At 46.0% G+C, this 18,341-nt stretch carries 21 protein-coding genes and 1 pseudogene; 16 read left to right on the top strand and 6 right to left on the bottom strand.

Annotated elements, in window-relative coordinates; genetic code table 11:
• Positions 1-50 precede the first annotated feature (50 nt).
• The 3 genes and pseudogenes from lipA to ICN46_RS00695 form a co-directional block, all read left to right on the top strand.
• Positions 51-1,004: pseudogene (lipA, locus tag ICN46_RS00685) on the top strand (lipoyl synthase); the annotation flags it as partial.
• A gap of 31 nt (positions 1,005-1,035) precedes the next feature.
• Positions 1,036-1,584 (top strand): hypothetical protein, encoded by a 549-nt coding sequence (locus tag ICN46_RS00690; protein WP_216203494.1) that lies wholly within the window; start codon positions 1,036-1,038, stop codon positions 1,582-1,584.
• A complete protein-coding gene (locus ICN46_RS00695; protein ID WP_216203496.1) occupies positions 1,585-2,889 on the top strand; it encodes an MFS transporter in 1,305 nt (434 codons plus the stop codon). It begins immediately after the preceding gene.
• 23 nt (positions 2,890-2,912) lie between these two features.
• Here the strand turns inward: ICN46_RS00695 and ICN46_RS00700 are convergent, their stop codons facing one another.
• Entirely contained in the window at positions 2,913-3,173 is a 261-nt protein-coding gene (locus ICN46_RS00700; protein WP_216203498.1) for an accessory factor UbiK family protein, read from the bottom strand.
• Positions 3,174-3,439: 266 nt separating this feature from the next.
• Between ICN46_RS00700 and ICN46_RS00705 the strand changes: the two genes are divergently transcribed.
• From ICN46_RS00705 to ptsP, 8 genes are all read left to right on the top strand, one after another.
• Positions 3,440-4,324, top strand: a complete 885-nt coding sequence (locus ICN46_RS00705; protein WP_216203502.1) for a TorF family putative porin — start codon at positions 3,440-3,442, stop codon at positions 4,322-4,324.
• 24 nt (positions 4,325-4,348) lie between these two features.
• Complete coding sequence (locus ICN46_RS00710) at positions 4,349-4,687, top strand: P-II family nitrogen regulator (RefSeq protein ID WP_216131138.1); 339 nt, start codon at positions 4,349-4,351, stop codon at positions 4,685-4,687.
• A 13-nt stretch (positions 4,688-4,700) separates the two neighbouring features.
• Positions 4,701-6,182: an ammonium transporter gene (locus ICN46_RS00715; RefSeq protein WP_216203504.1), complete on the top strand. Its 1,482-nt coding sequence runs from the start codon at positions 4,701-4,703 to the stop codon at positions 6,180-6,182.
• A gap of 101 nt (positions 6,183-6,283) precedes the next feature.
• On the top strand, positions 6,284-7,582 hold the full coding sequence (gshA, locus tag ICN46_RS00720; RefSeq protein ID WP_216203506.1) for a glutamate--cysteine ligase: 1,299 nt from the start codon (positions 6,284-6,286) through the stop codon (positions 7,580-7,582).
• Positions 7,583-7,613: 31 nt separating this feature from the next.
• On the top strand, positions 7,614-8,555 hold the full coding sequence (gshB, locus tag ICN46_RS00725; RefSeq protein WP_216203508.1) for a glutathione synthase: 942 nt from the start codon (positions 7,614-7,616) through the stop codon (positions 8,553-8,555).
• 2 nt (positions 8,556-8,557) lie between these two features.
• The gene (locus ICN46_RS00730; protein ID WP_216203510.1) at positions 8,558-8,998 is read left to right on the top strand and encodes a PTS sugar transporter subunit IIA; all 441 of its coding nucleotides are present in this window, start codon (positions 8,558-8,560) and stop codon (positions 8,996-8,998) included.
• Between the two features lie 2 nt (positions 8,999-9,000).
• Entirely contained in the window at positions 9,001-9,270 is a 270-nt protein-coding gene (locus ICN46_RS00735; protein WP_216203512.1) for an HPr family phosphocarrier protein, read from the top strand.
• 2 nt (positions 9,271-9,272) lie between these two features.
• The gene (gene ptsP / locus ICN46_RS00740; RefSeq protein ID WP_216203514.1) at positions 9,273-11,024 is read left to right on the top strand and encodes a phosphoenolpyruvate--protein phosphotransferase; all 1,752 of its coding nucleotides are present in this window, start codon (positions 9,273-9,275) and stop codon (positions 11,022-11,024) included.
• Here ptsP and ICN46_RS00745 read toward each other — a convergent pair whose 3' ends face one another.
• The 3 genes from ICN46_RS00745 to gpmA are packed head-to-tail and all read right to left on the bottom strand — an operon-like array spanning position 11,025 to position 13,940.
• Positions 11,025-11,777, bottom strand: coding sequence for a HesA/MoeB/ThiF family protein (locus tag ICN46_RS00745; protein WP_216203515.1), 753 nt, complete (start codon positions 11,775-11,777; stop codon positions 11,025-11,027).
• 25 nt (positions 11,778-11,802) lie between these two features.
• Complete coding sequence (locus ICN46_RS00750; RefSeq protein ID WP_216203517.1) at positions 11,803-13,236, bottom strand: S41 family peptidase; 1,434 nt, start codon at positions 13,234-13,236, stop codon at positions 11,803-11,805.
• A gap of 14 nt (positions 13,237-13,250) precedes the next feature.
• Complete coding sequence (gene gpmA / locus ICN46_RS00755; protein ID WP_216203519.1) at positions 13,251-13,940, bottom strand: 2,3-diphosphoglycerate-dependent phosphoglycerate mutase; 690 nt, start codon at positions 13,938-13,940, stop codon at positions 13,251-13,253.
• Positions 13,941-13,962: 22 nt separating this feature from the next.
• On the opposite strand from gpmA, the gene ICN46_RS00760 reads away from it, so the two are divergent.
• From ICN46_RS00760 to ICN46_RS00775, 4 genes are read left to right on the top strand one after another with little or no spacing between them, the layout of a single operon-like run.
• Positions 13,963-14,376: a rhodanese-like domain-containing protein gene (locus ICN46_RS00760; protein WP_216203521.1), complete on the top strand. Its 414-nt coding sequence runs from the start codon at positions 13,963-13,965 to the stop codon at positions 14,374-14,376.
• A gap of 26 nt (positions 14,377-14,402) precedes the next feature.
• Positions 14,403-14,657: a glutaredoxin 3 gene (grxC, locus tag ICN46_RS00765; RefSeq protein ID WP_216203522.1), complete on the top strand. Its 255-nt coding sequence runs from the start codon at positions 14,403-14,405 to the stop codon at positions 14,655-14,657.
• Positions 14,658-14,689: 32 nt separating this feature from the next.
• Positions 14,690-15,214 (top strand): protein-export chaperone SecB, encoded by a 525-nt coding sequence (gene secB, locus ICN46_RS00770; protein WP_216203524.1) that lies wholly within the window; start codon positions 14,690-14,692, stop codon positions 15,212-15,214.
• A gap of 24 nt (positions 15,215-15,238) precedes the next feature.
• On the top strand, positions 15,239-16,261 hold the full coding sequence (locus ICN46_RS00775) for an NAD(P)H-dependent glycerol-3-phosphate dehydrogenase (RefSeq protein ID WP_216203526.1): 1,023 nt from the start codon (positions 15,239-15,241) through the stop codon (positions 16,259-16,261).
• A 6-nt stretch (positions 16,262-16,267) separates the two neighbouring features.
• On the opposite strand, the gene trmL is transcribed toward ICN46_RS00775, so the two are convergent.
• Positions 16,268-16,738, bottom strand: a complete 471-nt coding sequence (gene trmL / locus ICN46_RS00780; protein WP_216203528.1) for a tRNA (uridine(34)/cytosine(34)/5-carboxymethylaminomethyluridine(34)-2'-O)-methyltransferase TrmL — start codon at positions 16,736-16,738, stop codon at positions 16,268-16,270.
• The gene (locus ICN46_RS00785) at positions 16,731-17,507 is read right to left on the bottom strand and encodes a ComF family protein (protein WP_216203530.1); all 777 of its coding nucleotides are present in this window, start codon (positions 17,505-17,507) and stop codon (positions 16,731-16,733) included. The genes trmL and ICN46_RS00785 overlap by 8 nt, the downstream gene beginning before the upstream one ends.
• A 23-nt stretch (positions 17,508-17,530) precedes the next feature.
• Here ICN46_RS00785 and ICN46_RS00790 point away from each other — a divergent pair, with 23 nt between their 5' ends.
• Entirely contained in the window at positions 17,531-18,334 is an 804-nt protein-coding gene (locus ICN46_RS00790; protein WP_255538676.1) for a methyltransferase domain-containing protein, read from the top strand.
• The last annotated feature ends 7 nt before the right edge of the window (positions 18,335-18,341 follow it).

Below are 18,341 nucleotides of genomic sequence, written 5' to 3' on the forward strand. Positions count from 1 at the left end.
TTAATAAAACAGGTAACGAGAGCGGCGCTGCTAAACGGCAGGACGTCAATTACGATGCAACACGTAAGCAGAAATCCAGCGAGAAGACCGCGCGCATTCCAATCAAAATTATTCCGCTGGCAGACGTTCTAAAAAAGCCAGACTGGATTAGGGTGAAGGCTGCCTCAGGAAACTCTCGTTTTTCTGAAATCAAAAAGATTTTGCGCGAAAATGAATTAGTAACAGTTTGCGAAGAGGCAAGCTGTCCTAATATTGGCGAATGCTTTGGCAAGGGCACCGCAACCTTCATGATCATGGGAGATAAGTGCACACGCCGCTGCCCATTTTGTGATGTCGGACATGGTAGACCAGACCCGCTTGATATAAAAGAGCCGGCGAACCTAGCGCGCACTATCGCTGCTCTCAAGTTAAATTATGTAGTGATCACGAGTGTTGATCGTGATGATTTGCGTGATGGCGGTGCTATGCATTATGTGGACTGCATCTCTCAATCTAGAGAGGCATCCCCCAATACCCGAATTGAAGTCTTAGTTCCTGATTTCCGTGGGCGATTAGATAAGGCATTAGATACATTTTCAGAGCATGCGCCCAATGGATTGCCGGATGTGATGAACCACAATCTTGAAACGGTTCCGAGGCTATATAAACAGGCTCGACCTGGCGCAGACTATCAGCATTCATTAAAGCTATTGAAAGACTTCAAAGAGCGCTTTCCTCACATACCCACTAAGAGTGGTTTGATGGTGGGTCTGGGTGAAACTGATGAAGAGATTTTAGAGGTGATGCGCGATATGCGTGAGCACAATATTGACATGCTTACTATTGGTCAATACCTTGCACCTTCAGGCCATCATTTGCCTGTGCAGCGCTATGTACATCCTGATGTATTTAAGCGCTTTGAAGAGGAAGCATATGCAATGGGCTTCTCACATGCAGCAGTGGGTGCAATGGTGCGCTCAAGTTATCATGCCGATCAGCAAGCACATGGGGCGGGCGTTGTTTAGAGTGGGGCTTGTCAGGAGTTGTCTACTCTTAGTGGCTGGCATTCTAATGTGTGCATGCAGTCCAAAGTTTGACTGGCGCACGGTTCAGTCTGCGCAAGAGCGATATACCGCTCTATTTCCAGGCAAGCCAGATAAGATGGAGCGCAAGATCCCTTACCAGGATCAAGAGTTGCAACAAACACTTGAGGCAGTCAAAATTGATGAAGATATTTACTCTGTCAGTTCAATTTATTTCAGTCCCCAGCAAGCCGAGTTGTTGCCCAAATTGCTGGCGAGCTTAGAAAGCAATCTTTTCGGCAATGCTGGTGTAGATCAATCCACCGCAGTGAGTATGGATGGCAGTTATCAAACAGCCGGCCACCAGCGCTTTGCAGTAAAGGATTATTTTTTAGAATTTAAATCTGTCGGCGCCACCCAACAAGCAATGCGGGTTCGCTGGCTTACTCGCCCCTCCTTAAATGGCGGTATTTGGCTTTATCAAGTATCTGTTTTGCATGCTGGCTCGGTGGAGCCTGACGTTAAAACATTTTTCTCTGCTGAAGATCGCGCTAATTTCTTTGATGAGTTTCATCCAGATTAGATGGCATTGCACTGGCGTTCTGATCCCTATACTGCGATTACATTACCGCTTCAGACAAAGTCAGCCATTAGAGTTTTTTTAAGCTTTGCTTGTGCTTATTTTGTTTCCTATGCATTTCGTTCTATTAATGCTGTCATTACCCCAGAGCTCATCCATGATTTGCATTTAACTAATACGCAGTTGGGGTTTTTGTCTGCGGCTTACTTTGTTGGTTTTGGCGCCACACAGATACCTGTTGGCTTGAGTCTTGATCGGTTTGGGCCACGTCTGACAGAGATGACTTTGATGCTATTCGCGATTGCTGGTGCATTGATATTTGCTGGGGCCGATGATTTCACTAGTTTGGTCATTGGTAGGGTATTGATTGGCATCGGTGTTTCTGCCTGTTTGATGTCAGCTTTCTCGGGCTTTCGCACCTGGTTTCCCTTGGAGAGGCAGGGTCAGTTAGCCTCTGGAATGCTGGTCTTTGGTACCTCTGGGGCTTTAATCACCTCTTGGCCGGTGCATACCATCTTACCGTTTATAGGTTGGCGTGGCGTGTTTGTATTGATGGCAGCATGTTCTTGCCTGGCTATTATTGTTTTGTATTTTGGGTTGCCAGTGAAGTCTAGGATGACTGCGTTCAATCCCTCGCAAGATCAGCAGCAAATAGACGAAGCAACTTTTTCTTGGGCTAGTTATAAGCCCATTTTGACAAATGCAATCTTTTGGAGAATGTTCCCATTAGGTGCATTTTGTTATGGTGGATTTATTGCCATTCAAACGCTCTGGCTTGGACCCTGGCTGACTAATGTGATGGAGTACTCATCAGAGAGTGCATCTCAGATTTTATTTTGGTTCAATACCGTTTTATTGTCTGCCTATATTCTCAATACATTCTTGCTGCCACGATTGGCTAAGCGCGGCATTACCACTTTGCGCTACTTAACTTGGATGGTTGCGGCAGCATTGGTATTTCAGGCATGTGCTTTTTATTTACGCAGCCCGTGGACTTGGGTCTGGTGGTATTTACTTGCAGTAGCTTGTTCTTCCTATGTTCTAGCGCAAAGTTTGATCGTTGCTTACTTTCCGAAATCATTTGCCGGGCGGGTGAGCACCACTTACAACCTGGCTCTTTTTATTGGGGCCTTTGTGGTGCAATGGGGCATTGGATATTTGGTGGATGTTGGTATTGAGGCTGGTTGGTCGCGCGCTAGTGCGTTTGATTTAGCCTTAGGAATCTATTTAGTGGTGCAGGTGCTTGGATATATTTGGTTTTTAATTGCACCACAATTTTTTCCAAGCGCACCCATTCCAGATGAATGAGCGTTTAATACGCTCGAAAAGTACTAAGAGTGATTTTTTTCTAATGCTACAACTTTTGCTTCAAGCGTTTCTAATTTTTCTCTAGTCTTTGCAAGTACCTTAGACTGCACTTCAAACTCTTCACGAGTTACCAAATCCATTTTCTGAAATCCTTGATTCATCATCGCGCGCACATTCTTTTCAATCTCTTGCGCTGGTGAATTTCGAATGGCGTCACTTACCTTGTTTTGCATGTCATTGGCAATACGTTGGATTTGCTCAAGAATTTCGCCCGGTTTTTGCATGATTTGGTTCGCCCTGAAATGGTTAGCGTTGCATAAAAGATACGCTTTGTATTTTAGTTTGAGTGTCGATAATTGCCTAAAAATGCCCCCAAACCGACTAAAACAAGCTTTATGCATCTATTTAGTGCATTAATAAGCACTATTTTGGTGCTATAGCCTTAACAGGGTGCATCACTTTGAGAGCCCAAATGCCCAAACCTCGATCATCACTCCATGCATTAAGTATTTATCCCTTTTATTTGATTACAACCAGTAAGGAGTCACACATGAAAGCATTACAAAAGACAGCAATCTCTGCGGCAGCAGTGGCATTGTTGACTGGCCTCACATCAGTTGCAGCGTTTGCAGAAGATGCACCTGCTCCAGAGGTAAGCCCAATTACAGCAAACGTTACCGTAGTAAATGACTATCGCTATCGTGGTATCGACCAATCTAATGGCAAGCCAGCGATTCAAGGTGGTTTTGACTACGCTCACGAAAGTGGTCTATACATTGGTAACTGGAACAGCTCCATTAGCTGGGTAGGCGACAACTACAACACTTCTGGTGGTGTTGCTACTTCTGCACCAATTGAAATGGACTTCTACGGCGGCTTTAAGAAAGAGTTGATTGGTGAAGGCTTTGCCTCTGATGTTGGCGTTCTCCAGTATTACTATCCAAATTCTGGCTTGGCATTAAGAAGCCAGCAAGCTAACCCAAACACCACAGAAATTTATGTAGCACAGAATTTCACATTCGGCGCATTAACTGGTTTTGGTAAGGTTTCTTATGCTGTTAGCACTTTGTTCGGCACAATCAATTCAACAGGTTCTTACTATCCTGATTTGACAGTGAACTATGACACAGGCGTATTTGGCATTGCCTTGAATGGTCACGTTGGCTATCAATATGTTGCAGGCAATCAGCCAAATAGCGGCACTTCATTTGGTGCAAATAGCGTTGCAGTAAATGGTTTAAGCAACAGCACTTTATATAGCTACACTGACTGGAAATTGGGCTTGACTAAAGACTTTGGCGGTGGCTTATCTGGATCCGTTGCTTACGTGGGCACTAATGCAGCAACCTACAAAGGTAGCTATGCCTACGCTAGTCCAACAGGCAAAAACACTGGTAGAGCAACTGGTTTAGTTTCATTAACAAAGACTTTCTAATTCTTTCCCTGAACGGAGAAACATATGAAATTAATTACCGCAATCATCAAGCCCTTCAAGCTTGACGAAGTGCGCGAAGCTCTCTCGGAAGTGGGAGTTTCGGGCATTACCGTTACTGAAGTTAAAGGCTTTGGCCGTCAAAAGGGTCACACCGAGTTGTACCGCGGTGCTGAGTATGTAGTTGATTTTTTACCTAAAGTAAAAATTGAAGCTGCTGTTGAAGATGGCATTTTGGAGCGTGCGATTGAAGCAATTGAAAAATCTGCACGTACAGGCAAGATTGGCGATGGCAAGATTTTTGTCTCTTCAGTTGAGCACGTCATTCGCATTCGCACCGGTGAAACCGGCGCGTCAGCACTTTAAAGAGAGGTTCAAAATGTTAACTTGGATGAAACGACTCGTTGCTGGTGGCGCTATGGCTTTGGCTATTGGCGCAACCGGTGTGATGGTAACTTCACCGGCCCATGCTGATGAAGCAAAAAAACCTGCAGTAACTGCTCCGGCTGCAGCACCTGCCGCAGCTCCAGCTGCAGCGCCTGCTGCCGTTCCTAACAAAGGTGATACCGCTTGGATGTTGGTTTCCACAGCATTAGTGCTGTTGATGACACTTCCTGGTTTAGCTTTGTTCTACGGTGGCTTAACACGTAGCAAAAATATTCTCTCAATCTGTATGCAATGTTTCATGGTCTTTTCCGTGATTACGGTGCTGTGGGCGCTTTACGGCTACAGTTTTGCATTCACAGAAGGTGGGGCATTCATTGGTGGACTTGATCGTCTCTTCTTGGCTGGCATGACTCCAGACTCAGTAGCGGCTACCTTTAGTAAAGGTGTTGTGATTCCTGAGTATGTATTTATGGCATTCCAAGCAGTTTTCGCTACGATTACTTGCTGCTTGATTATTGGTTCCTTCGCTGAGCGCGCTAAGTTCTCTGCAATCTTGGTATTTATGATCATCTGGTTCACATTCAGCTACTTGCCAATCGCTCACATGGTTTGGTTCTGGCCTGGTCCTGATGACATCAAAGATGCTGCATCACTTGAGGCAATTACTGCTCGCGCTGGTTGGTTGTGGCAAAAAGGTGTTCTCGACTTTGCTGGCGGTACTGTTGTTCACATCAATGCTGCGATTGCTGGCTTGGTTGGTTCATTTGTTATCGGCAAGCGTCTTGGTTACGGCAAAGAAGCAATGAAGCCACATAACTTAGTGTATGTAATGTCTGGCGCTGCACTCTTGTGGTTTGGCTGGTTTGGTTTCAATGCTGGCTCAGCTCTTGAAGCAAACGGCAGCGCTGCATTGGCATTCGTGAATACTTATTTGGCTACTGCTGCTGCTGTATTAGGCTGGTCAGTTGCCGAGTGGATTCTCAAAGGTAAGCCTTCCATGTTGGGCGCTGCTTCAGGTTGCGTAGCTGGTTTAGTAGCTATTACCCCTGCCGCTGGTTTTGTTGGTCCAATGGGTTCACTCGCAATTGGTGTATTTGCTGGCGTAATTTGCCTCTGGGGTGTAACTGGTCTCAAGAAAATCTTGGGTTCAGATGACAGCTTGGATGTATTCGGCGTACACGGTGTTGGCGGTATCTCTGGTGCACTATTGACTGGTGTATTCGCTGATCCAGCTTTGGGTGGAACAGGTATCTGGGATTATGTAACTAACGCCGTTTCAGCTGATGCCTACGATATGACTCACCAAGTTTGGGTTCAAGCTCAAGGTGTTATTACTACTTTGATCTGGTCTGGCGTAGTTTCCTTCATTGCCTTCAAATTGATCGATATCGTGATTGGTTTGCGCGTCAAGGAAGATGAAGAGCGCGAAGGCTTGGATATTAGCTCACATGGTGAGTCTGCCTACGAGTCTTAATTAGTAGATTTACCCCTCACTGGGCGGCTTTGGTTGCCTAGTTTTTAAGCGCGGGATCCCTGGATCCCGCGTCTTTCTTTTAAAAATCTTACAATGGTGAAATGGTTCCACATCTCATCACCGCCCTTAGCGGCCCTTTACTCGAATTAGAGTCAAAGGTCTTAGAAGCAACCCCTACTATTGAGCGCTGGTTTAGGCTTGAATGGCAGGAGCATACCCCGCCTTTTTATTGTTCTGTAGACCTTCGGAATTCTGGTTTTAAGCTAGCCCCCGTGGATACAAATCTATTTCCTGGTGGATTTAATAATTTATCCCCTCAGATGTTGCCGTTGGCCGTTCAGGCAGCCATGGCTGCAATTGAGAAAATTTGTCCAGAAGCAAAAAACTTACTGTTAATTCCTGAGCGGCACACACGTAACACTTTCTATTTACAAAATATTGCGCGCCTCTCATCCATCTTGCGACAGGCTGGACTGAATGTTCGCTTGGGTACTTTGTCTGATGAAATAAAAAAACCAACCTGGATTGAGCTGCCAGATGGTAATCGTTTGTTGATGGAACCTTTGTCTCGCACTGGTCTAAAAAAACAACGTTTAGGTTTGAAAGATTTTGATCCCTGCTCGATTTTGTTGAACAATGATTTATCCGCTGGCATCCCGCCGATATTAGAAAATATTCACGAGCAATACTTGTTGCCAGGATTGCATGCTGGTTGGCATGTGCGGCGTAAGTCAGCACATTTTGCTGCTTATGATGAGGTTGCTAAGAAATTTTCTAAGTTGATCAATATTGACCCTTGGATGATTAATCCGTACTTTGCCAGTTGCTCGAATGTTAATTTTCATGAGCGTAAAGGTGAAGAGGAGCTGCAAGCAGCAGTGGAACAAGTCCTCAAGAAAACCGCAAAAAAATATCGTGAGTACGGTATTAAAGAAAAACCGTATGCGGTTGTGAAGGCCGATGCAGGTACTTATGGCATGGGTGTGATGGTGGTGAATGATCCAGCACAGCTTAAGGGGCTCAATCGCAAAGACCGCAATAAGATGAGCGTGGTCAAAGAGGGCCTAGAGGTAAGTGATGTACTTATTCAAGAAGGTGTTTATACCTTTGAGAAAGTCAATGAGGCAGTGGCTGAACCTGTCGTCTATATGATTGATCGTTACGTTATTGGCGGCTTCTATCGCGTACATACCGATCGTGGCCCCGATGAAAATCTCAATGCGCCGGGTATGCACTTTGTGCCTTTGGCATTTGAGCAAAACTCCATGCCCGATCTAGGTGCCAAGCCTGGTAGCGCCCCCCCAAATCGCTTCTATCTATATGGTGTGGTGGCTCGCCTTGCCTTGCTGGCTTCTTCTCTAGAGCTTGAGCGTACCGACCCCGATGCTGAAGCTGCATGAGTCTGATGTGCATTCATAGGTAGATAGAACAATGGATTTTTTATTCATCGCCGATCCACTGGAGTCTTTTAAGGTGAGCAAAGACTCTACGCTAGCGATGATGCGAGTAGCGCAAGAGGCAGGGCATCGTTTGTGGTTTTGTCAAAGTCGTCATTTGCTTTGGAGGGAAAAACTGGCCATTGCCGATTGCCAGTCTTTGGCTATCAAGCCTAGTGGAACATCTTGGTTTGAGTTAGGGGATATTGAAAGTCGTGCCCTAAATACTTTTTCAGCAGTTCTGATGCGCACCGACCCGCCATTTGATATTGAATACCTCAACACAACCTGGCTGCTATCCGCAGCAGTAAGGCAGGGTGCCAAGGTATTTAATAATCCGGCAGCTATTCGGGACCATTCAGAAAAACTATCGATCACCGAATTTCCTGAACTGATTCCTCCTACTTTAGTAACCCGTGAATTGAGTGCCGTTGAAGCATTTCATCGGCAGTACCAAGATATTGTGATTAAGCCGCTAGATGGCATGGGTGGCATGGGTGTCTTTCGAGTTGGCGCAGACGGCTTAAATTTAGCAAGCATTGTTGAAACCTTAGGTGAGAATGGTGCAAGAACCTTAATGGTTCAGCGCTTTCTGCCAGAGATCGTGCAAGGCGACAAGCGCGTACTGTTGATCGGCGGAGAAGTAGTGCCATTTGCATTGGCACGAATACCTCAAGGCAGTGAGATTCGGGGTAATCTTGCAGCAGGTGGCAAGGGAGTCGCCATGCCTCTTAGTGCTGCCGAGAAAGTTGTTGCAGAAAAACTGGCGCCTATTTTAAATAGGCGTGGTTTATTCTTGGTTGGATTGGATTTAATTGGTGCTTATGTCACTGAAATCAATGTCACTAGCCCAACTTGTTTTGTGGAAATTACAGAGCAAACTGGTTTTGATGTCGCCCAATTTTGGCTAACAGCACTTCAGAAAGCATTGACTTAAATATGGTTGGAATTGTGATCGTCGCTCACACCCCGGTTGCCAGTGCAATGCTGGGGTTTGCCGAACATACTTATGGTGTGGTCCCTGAGCGGATGAGGGCGGTAGATATTCCTCCTCATGAAGATACTAAAGTCAGCTTTGATCGGGTGATGAAGGCTGCATATGGCGTCAACACTGGCAATGGCGTATTGATTTTGACGGATGTGATGGGTGCGACTCCGGCTAATGTGGCCTCAAAGTTAGAGGCTCTTGGCCCATTATCCGGACTAAATGCACCGGTGATTGTGCTGGCAGGGCTGAATTTGCCAATGTTGATGCGCTGCATTTCTCATCGAGGTGAGAGTTTGGAGGAGTTAGCTCAAAAAGCACTTGCTGGTGGCCAACACGGAATCCTACGGCTTGGATCAAAAACGTATTCAGAAAAAACCGAACAAGAAAGTTAGTCATGCCTATTTCTGAAATTCAGATTGTGAATAAACTTGGCTTGCATGCGCGTGCTTCAGCGAAGCTTTCTCAGTTGGCAGCCCAATTCCCCTGTGAAATACTGCTGTCACGCAATGGCCGTCAAATCAACGCTAAGAGCATTATGGGTGTGATGATGTTGGCTGCCGGCATTGGCAGCACCATTACTTTAGAAACAATTGGCGAGAGAGCTGATGAGGCAATGTTAGCTTTAACTGCCTTAATCAATAATCGTTTTGGTGAAGGCGAATAGATATGACTTTTGCTTTGCATGGAATTCCAGTATCAAATGGCATTGCTATTGGCAAGGCGGTACTGATTTCACATGCGGCATTAGAGGTAAGTCATTACTTGGTTGAGGCAGGCAAGGAGGAGCTTGAAGCACAAAAGCTATTGGGTGCTTTTGAACAAGTTCGTTTCGAGCTGGAGCAGTTACGCCATGGCTTACCTAAAGATGCACCTCAGGAGATGGCAGCTTTCTTGGATGTGCATGGCATGATCTTGGCTGATCCAGCTTTAGCGGAAAAGCCGCTTAAATTAATTCGCACCCAACGTTTAAATGCGGCGTGGGCATTAACCACGGAGCTAAATGATCTCCTAGAGCAATTTGCAGAGATTGAAGATGTTTATCTGAAGGAGCGTGGCAACGATATTCGCCAGGTAGCCGAACGTGTTCTGAGGGCGCTAAATTTCCAGCAAAAAGAAGCTCTATCTGACCAGGAGATTATTGCCGCTAGTGATTTTGGGGCGGATGCCATTATTGTGGCGCACGATATTGCCCCCCATGACATGATGCGCTTCAAGGACCACTTATTCACTGGTTTTGTAACTGATCTGGGCGGCAAGACATCTCATACCGCGATTGTTGCTCGCAGCATGGAAATTCCTGCAGTAGTGGGAGTACGCCATGCTAGCGAGATGATTCGTCATGGAGATTGGTTGGTTCTTGATGGCGAACGTGGTGTGGTGGTGGTTGCCCCAGACGAGCAGTTGTTATCTGAATACCGGAAGCTGCAAAACCAGGCATTAAAAGAATCCCGCAAACTTCAACAGCTTAGACACTCTAAGACTCGCACAGCAGATCATGTTGATATTCAGTTATTTGCCAATATTGAGTTACCCGAAGACGCTACTCAGGCGGTAGAGCTTGGAGCGGTGGGTGTTGGTTTATTTCGCTCTGAGTTTTTATTTATGGATCGCCATCAAGCTTTGCCTGATGAAGAGCAGCAATATCAAGAATATCGCCGCGTGGTTGATTTAATGCATGGCCTACCAGTCAACATTAGAACGATTGACGTTGGTGCAGATAAGGCTTTGGGGGCGGGGGGCGATGTGTCGCAAACTGGCACTTCCCCTTTGGGCTTGCGGGCAATTCGCTGGTCTTTGACTGAGCCTGAAATCTTTTTGACACAGCTGAGGGCGATTTTGCGAGCATCAGCTCATGGGCAGGCGCGCATCATGATTCCAATGCTGGCGCACGCAAAAGAAATTGATGAAACTTTGCGCTTGATCGAAAAAGCCAAACAACAATTACATTCGCGTGGACAGCCCTTTAACCCCAATATTCAGGTTGGGGCCATGATTGAAATACCAGCTGCAGCATTGGTGTTGCCGCTCTTTATCGATCGTTTTGACTTCTTATCAATTGGTACAAATGATTTGATTCAGTACACGCTAGCAATTGATCGAGCAGATCATGCTGTAGCGCATTTATATGACCCTTTACATCCAGCTATTTTGTACTTGTTAGCCAGCATCATTGAGCAAGCTAATCGCGCTAATGTGCCTATTGCCGTTTGCGGTGAAATGGCGGGCGATCCCTCATTAACCAAGCTACTTTTGGCAATGGGTTTAACCGATTTTTCAATGCATTTTAGTCAGCTACTACTGGTCAAGCGTGAGATTTTGAAAGCCGATGTGGGTCAGTTAAAAGCGCGTATCCCTCGGGTATTGAAGGCTTATGAACCAGAGGCTCAAGCAAAAGCACTAGAGCGTCTGTTTGCTTAATTAGTGAGATTGCCCACACACCACGCAATCAGGGTTGCGGCTGATGCGAATTTCGTCTATTTGGGTATTGCCTGCATTCCAAAGCAACATCCGTCCGACTAGCGGCTCACCAAATCCAATAATGACTTGCAGGGCTTGCGCAGCTTGCATTGCGCCAATGATGCCCACTAGTGGCGAAAAGATCCCCATGCTTGCACAACTTACCTCTTCAAGCTGATCTTCGGGGGAGAAGATGCAGGCATAGCAAGGCGACGCTTTGCTGCGTGAATCAAACACACTAATTTGACCATCAAAGCGCAGTGCTGAGCCTGACACTAGAGGAATTTGATGTTCTACGCAAAGGCGATTAATCATTTGCCGAGTAGCAAAATTATCAGTGCAATCCAAAACAATATTAACGGTTGGTAGCAGTTGGTTGAGCAGCTCCGTGTCTGCTTTTTCCCCAATCGCATTGACGACAATACTCGGGTTAATGTTTTTTAAAAAAGACTTACCGGAGATCGCCTTATTTTGCCCAATGCTATTTTCAATATGCATGATTTGGCGCTGAAGATTGGTGAGATCCACAATGTCATGATCAACCAAGGTAATTTTCCCCAAGCCTGCTGCGGCGAGATAGGGGGCGGCAGCGCTGCCTAGTCCACCAGCACCAATGATTAGGGCATGGGCAGACAAGAGTTTTTCTTGACCACCAACATCAATCTCCTCGAGGAGCACATGTCGTGAATAGCGTAGCAGCTGCTCATCATTCATTGGCGACCTCGGATATTTTTTTAGATTATTCGAGCTTAGAAGATGAGCGCTTCACCGGTTGGCCATCGATAAACGCCACAGCCTGTGAAAGCATGAAGTCATCAGCACTACCAAGTTCTGTAGGCTTCTTAGACTTTTCCTTTTCTTTTTCTTCAGGAGTTTTCTTGGCATTCTTTTCTTCAATGCGCTGTAACTCTTCAAGACGCCGTTTTTCTCTATCGGCAATCAACCTTTCTTCAGAAGATTGCTTATTGCGTAGGTGTTTTTCGCTATCAATTTCACGAGTGATTAGCACATCGTCTGGGTCTCCATCCTTGTTTTGATCAACTGCGATATCAGGCTTAATGCCATATGCTTGAATGGATTTACCACTGGGTGTGAAGTAGTAGGCGGTAGTAATCTTGAGTGCCGAGTCATTGCTTAGTGGGCGCACGGTTTGTACCGAGCCTTTACCAAAGGTTGTTTTGCCGATAATCGTCGCACGCTTGTAGTCCTGCAAGGCGCCAGCAACAATTTCAGAGGCTGAGGCTGAGTAGGCATTTACCAAAACAACCATGGGTATCTTCTTGAAGATCTCCGGTACACCAGCCAATGGATCACCTGCTTCATTGAGTCGATACATCTCTGGCGTTGCATTAAAGACTTGCTTCGAGTCAGGCGACTGGCCTTTGGTGGATACGATGACAACATTGGCTGGCAAGAAGGCCGCCGCAACTCCAACAGCACCTTGTAAAAGGCCGCCACCATTATTACGAAGATCCAAAATAACGCCTTTCAGTTTTGGGTCTTGGGCTGCAATCTCACTTAACTTCTTAGCAAGATCTGGGACGGTACGTTCTTGGAAGCTGGTAACGCGAATCCATGCAATATCGTTGTCTAGAATTTTTGTTTTTACCGATTGCACTTTAATTTCTGCGCGAGTAATGGTAACGGGGAAGCTGCGCTCTTCACTTTTGCGATAAATAGTGAGTGTAATTTTTGTACCAGGCGTTCCACGCATGGTACGCACTGCTTTATCTAGCGACATTCCCCGTACAGGCTTGTCATCTAGGCGCGTTATCAAGTCTCCGGCTTGCAGGCCTGCACGAGCAGCTGGACTATCTTCAATAGGATTGAGGACCTTAACGAGGCCATCCTCTGAGGTAATTTCAATGCCAAGACCGGCAAATTTTCCTGAAGTTTGCTCCTGCATTTCAGAAAAGTCTTTTTTATCTAAAAAAGTAGAGTGTGGGTCTAGGCTGCTCACCATCCCTTTAACGGCATCGGTTAGGAGCTGCTTATCTTCAATGGGCTCTACATATTCACGTTTAATTTGTGCGAAAACATTTGAGAGGGTACGCAACTCATCCAGTGGAAGAGTTGCATTTTGTTGAGCGGTTGCTGATAGCTGAATTGTCGCTGCGACACCGGCAATGAGGCCAACGGTGATGAGGGCAAAATTTTTGAGAAATTGACGCATATTGTGGTGTGACCCTAGTCCAAATAAAAATGTTGAATCGGTTTGAGGTTGTCATCCAATTCGTATACGAGTGGAATGCCGTTAGGCACATTCACTTCCATGATGGCTTCATCAGACATTTGATCTAAATACTTGATCAAGGAGCGGATGCTATTGCCATGAGCTACTAATAAGACGCGCTTGCCTGCTTTCAGTGCGGGGGCAATAGATTCATTCCATAGAGGTAATACTCGTTCGACATTGTCTTTAAGGCACTCCCCCAAAGGAATATCGGATGCATTAAGTTTGGCGTAACGGGGATCATTTTGTGGATTTCGCTCATCCGTTGTTTCCAATAACGGAGGGCGCACATCATAAGAACGGCGCCAAATATGCACTTGCTCATCGCCGTATTGAGCAGCTGTTTCCGCTTTATTTAAACCCGTGAGCGCTCCGTAGTGACGTTCATTGAGTCTCCAGCTATGCACTACCGGAATCCACATGAGATCCATAGTGTCTTGAACATGCCAAAGGGTATGGATGGCACGCCTGAGAACAGAGGTGTAGGCGATATCGAACTCATACCCTGCTTTTCGCAGGTTTTTACCAGCAGATAGGGCTTGTTCTGTGCCCTTAGGGGTAAGGTCTACATCCGCCCAGCCAGTAAAGCGGTTTTCAAGGTTCCAGGCGGATTCGCCATGACGAATAAGGACAAGTTGTTTCATAGAGCCATTCTATAATCCGGTGATGAACTTTCTCACCCAAATTGATAATTTAGCGCTTATTGCCCTATTAGTGGTTTCAGGCATAGCACTCTTCCTACCGACATTATCTACGCTTATTAGCGGAAAAGGCTTGTCCCCCACTGAGGCGACCATTTGGATGAACCGCCGCAAAGCTTATGTCTTTGATTTGCGGTCCGAAGAGGCATTTAAAGCGGGCCATTTGCCTGCTGCCAAACATATCAGTGCCAGTCAGTTAGCCGCTGGGCTGGAAAAAATGAAATTAGATCGCAAACACCCTGTAGTGCTGGTCTGCGAAAACGGTAGTCAGTCTCGTAAGGCTATTGGAGATGTGCAAAAACTTGGTTTTGCTGAGGTGGCCATTCTTGAGGGTGGAGTTCAAGCTTGGAAGGCTGCCGCACTTCCTTTGGTCAAATAATTCCAATTCAAGAGACTGCAAAAACCATGCCTCAAGTAACTATGTATAGCACTCAAGTTTGCCCTTACTGTGTGATGGCGGAAAAATTGCTGCAGAAAAAGGGCGTGGCAAATTTAGAGAAGATTTTGATTGATCGAGATCCTGCCCAACGTGAGCTGATGATGACCCGTACTGGACGTCGAACTGTGCCACAAATTTATATTGGTGAAGTACATGTTGGCGGTTACGACGATTTGGTTGCTCTAGATCGCGCCGGTCAGCTAGACCCACTGCTGGCCTAATTTATTTAAGAAATTTATTGAGAAAGTTTGTTATGACTGAAAAATCATCCACAGCACAAGACGGCATCCAAAACCCTGACGAGCCAGGTTTTCGTATTCAGCGCATTTACCTTAAGGACCTGTCTTTAGAGCAGCCCAATGCTCCTCAAATCCTCATGGTTGCTGCTGAACCTCAGGTCCAGGTTGAAGTTGATGTAGCCGTGAATCGCTTAAATGAAGAAGTTTTTGAAGTGGCCTTGATTTCAACCATTACAGCAAGAGTAGATGGAAAAGTTCTATTTTTGGTTGAGGCAAATCAAGCTGGTATTTTTGAGTTCCACAATATCCCTCTCGAGCAAATTGATCCGATGTTAGGCATTGCTTGCCCAACCATTTTGTATCCATATCTTCGTTCCAATATGGCGGACATCATCGGTCGCGCTGGCTTCCAGCCAATTCATCTCAATGAAATCAATTTCCACGGCATGTACGAGCATCGTTTAATGCAGGCTGCACAGGCGGCTAAGGGTAAAGAGGATGACGCAAGCAACGAGAGCAAGATTATTCTCCCCAATTAAGTTCACTTAATAGGCCCACAGATCATGAAAGTGACACTGCTCGGAGCTGGTGCTTGGGGGACTGCCATGGCCGTACAGGCCGCAAAACATCTTCAAGCGGGGGATGTTTGTTTGTGGTCGCGAAATTCTCAGCAGGCAAAAGCAATGAGTGGGAGCGGTGAAAACCAGGCCTACTTACCAGGCCTCGCATTACCCCAGAATTTATCAATAGAAACCAGCTTTACAGATGCCATCGGCAGGTTGTCTTCAGTCGATTTGCTAGTGATTGCAACACCCATGGCCGCCCTCTCAGAAACCATCGTGAGAATATTGGATGTTGCAAAACATCCGCTCAATATTATTTGGTTATGTAAAGGTCTGGAGCCTAATACATCCTTGTTGCCACATCAGGTTGTAGAGCGTGAAGATCGTTTACATAGCCATGGTTTAAAGCATGCTTACGGAGCTCTTTCAGGGCCAAGTTTTGCGCGTGAAGTTGGCGAGGGCATGCCATGCGCACTAACGATTGCGAGCAGCTCAGCAAAGCTCTGTGAAATTGTGCAGGCCGCTTTTCATCAAGGCAATATGCGCGTTTATGCAACCGATGATTTGATCGGGGTTGAATTGGGTGGTGCAGTAAAAAATGTATTGGCGATTGCCGCTGGGATCGGGGATGGCCTTGATCTTGGGCTTAATGCACGAGCAGCAGTGTTGACGCGTGGGCTCGCTGAGATGATGCGTTTGGTAAAAGCTGCTGGCGGCAAAGCAGAAACCTGCATGGGCTTGACTGGTGCAGGCGATTTAATCTTGACGGCTACCGGTGATCTATCTCGCAACCGTCGTGTGGGACTTTTGTTGGCGGAGGGTAAATCCTTGCCAGAGATTTTGCAGGGCCTAGGCCATGTTGCTGAAGGTGTATTGTGCGCTTCAGCTGTGGGCAGTTTGGCTCGTCGACTAGGAGTTGAGATGCCCATTACTGACATGATGGGCGCCGTTTTGTTGGGCAAACTTTCTGCTCAAGAGGCAGTGAAAAAATTGATGGGGCGCGACCCCAAAATTGAAACTTAAAACTATTTAGTTACCACCGGCAAGGCCATTTTGGCGCCACGCCTCGTAAACAGTAATGGCAACTGTATTTGATAAATTGAGGCTACGGCTGTTATCTTGCATTACTAAGCGCATTCGATTATTGACGGGAATTGAGTCCCTCACTTCTTCAGTAATTCCTTTGGTTTCTGAGCCAAAGACAAAGTAATCATTTGGCAGATATTTGCCTTGATGAAACTGACCAGATCCCTTGGTAGTAAGTGCAAACAAACGATCTACGGCCGGCTTTTCATTTTCTAAAAATGCCGCCCAATGGACATGTACCTTGATACTCGCAAACTCGTGATAGTCCAATCCGGCTCTGCGTAATTTGGCATCCTCCATTGGAAAGCCAAGCGGTTCGATTAAGTGGAGTTTGGCGCCGGTATTTGCGCACAGGCGAATGATATTACCGGTGTTAGGTGGAATCTCTGGTTCAAATAAGACAATGTTAAACATGCTGAGCCCTTGGTTGTATTGATCTAGGCGTTCTTAATAAAACCCAATTAATCACACGTGATACACCATTGTCCTTCAGAACTCTAGCCACTTCATTTAATGTGGAGCCGCTGGTCATGACATCGTCAAAAATCACAATGGTTTTATTTTCCAGGGCGTGAAGATATTTTTCCTCAATATAAAATACCCCTGCGATTGCGCTGGTTCGCATTGCTCGACTGCCTAATGCTTGTGTTTGTCCATGATGATGGCGTCTCAAGACATTTGGTAGTTTTTGGATATGAGGCCAACATTGAATCCGTCGCGCTATTTCCCAGCTTTGATTAAATCCCCTGATGCAGAGTTTTTCTTCACTTAGTGGCACTGGCAAAAGATACGATGCATCGGTATGCTTGAGGCTGTCAGCTAAAAACTGATTCCATGCACTGGCTAGAGCAGCTGCAAACGCAAGTCTCTTTTGATATTTGAGTTGATGTAATGCAGTCTGCAATGCCCCATCGTAGCGATCAAGACAATAAGTTTCATCATAGTTGGGTGGATCAAGCTCGCACTGATAGCAATGTTGATGACAGACTTCAGACCTTTCTAAGGTGATACCGCACTGGGTACAGCATTCATAATTCAACAATCCTTGATGCGCAAAGATGCTGGTGCATGTATTGCATAAAACATGCTCTTGGAATGTCTCACAAATAATGCAAGATGTAGGCAGCGCTACCGCAATCGTCTTTGTAAATAGGGATTTGATTGTGCTGGTTAATGAGAGCATGGGGCGCTGAGTATACTGAGTGAATGACCCAATCCTTTAGATGGCTTCAGAATGAAATTGCAGACCGAATGCTGCAGAAATTGGATATCGTAAAACTTGATCCAAGGGATGTTTTATTAATCCCAGATTTTCCTGGAGCTCATGCTAAGTTTTTGAGAAAGCGATTTGCAAGAGCGGCTTTTTATAGTGCTGCAGCAGAGGGCCTGTCTGGAATTAGTCTTTGGTATCTTAGGGCTGTTCGTCAGTGGCATTCTATCTTTAGAGGGGGCTCTTCTGTATCTCTTGATGTCTTCCGTAGAACCGGTCGTATTGCTCTGCCTGACAATTCTGTTGATTTGATCTTTAGCAATTTGTTATTGCAGGATCTGCAAGACCCGACACTTTTTATAAAAGAGTGCTGGCGAGTATTGAGAGAGGGTGGCTTGCTGACTTTTAGTTACCTTGGCCCGGATACTGGTAAAGAGCTACTTGAGGCCAAGGTTTCTAGTCGGCTAGGTGTGCAGCCTTTGCCTAGTCCTTGGGATATGCATGACATGGGAGATGCGCTGCTTGGTGAGCAATTTTCAGATCCCGTTATGGATATGGAGTATCTCAATTTGGAGTATGACTCCGATGCGCTTTTTCTTGCCGATGTAAAAGCACTTAATTTAATGAGCCCTGACTTCAGTAGCGCACAGCGACTCATCGATTTACCAAAAAAGCTCACGCTTGAGCTTGTTTATGGGCATGCTTGGGTGCTGGGAAAGCACTTGGCCAAGGCACAAAATCATGTCGCCTACATTGATCCAAAGCAAATCCAACGCAAGACGAGTACTGATCCTGCTTGAGTGTGAG

Source organism: Polynucleobacter sp. Latsch14-2 (assembly GCF_018881925.1).
Lineage (GTDB): Bacteria > Pseudomonadota > Gammaproteobacteria > Burkholderiales > Burkholderiaceae > Polynucleobacter.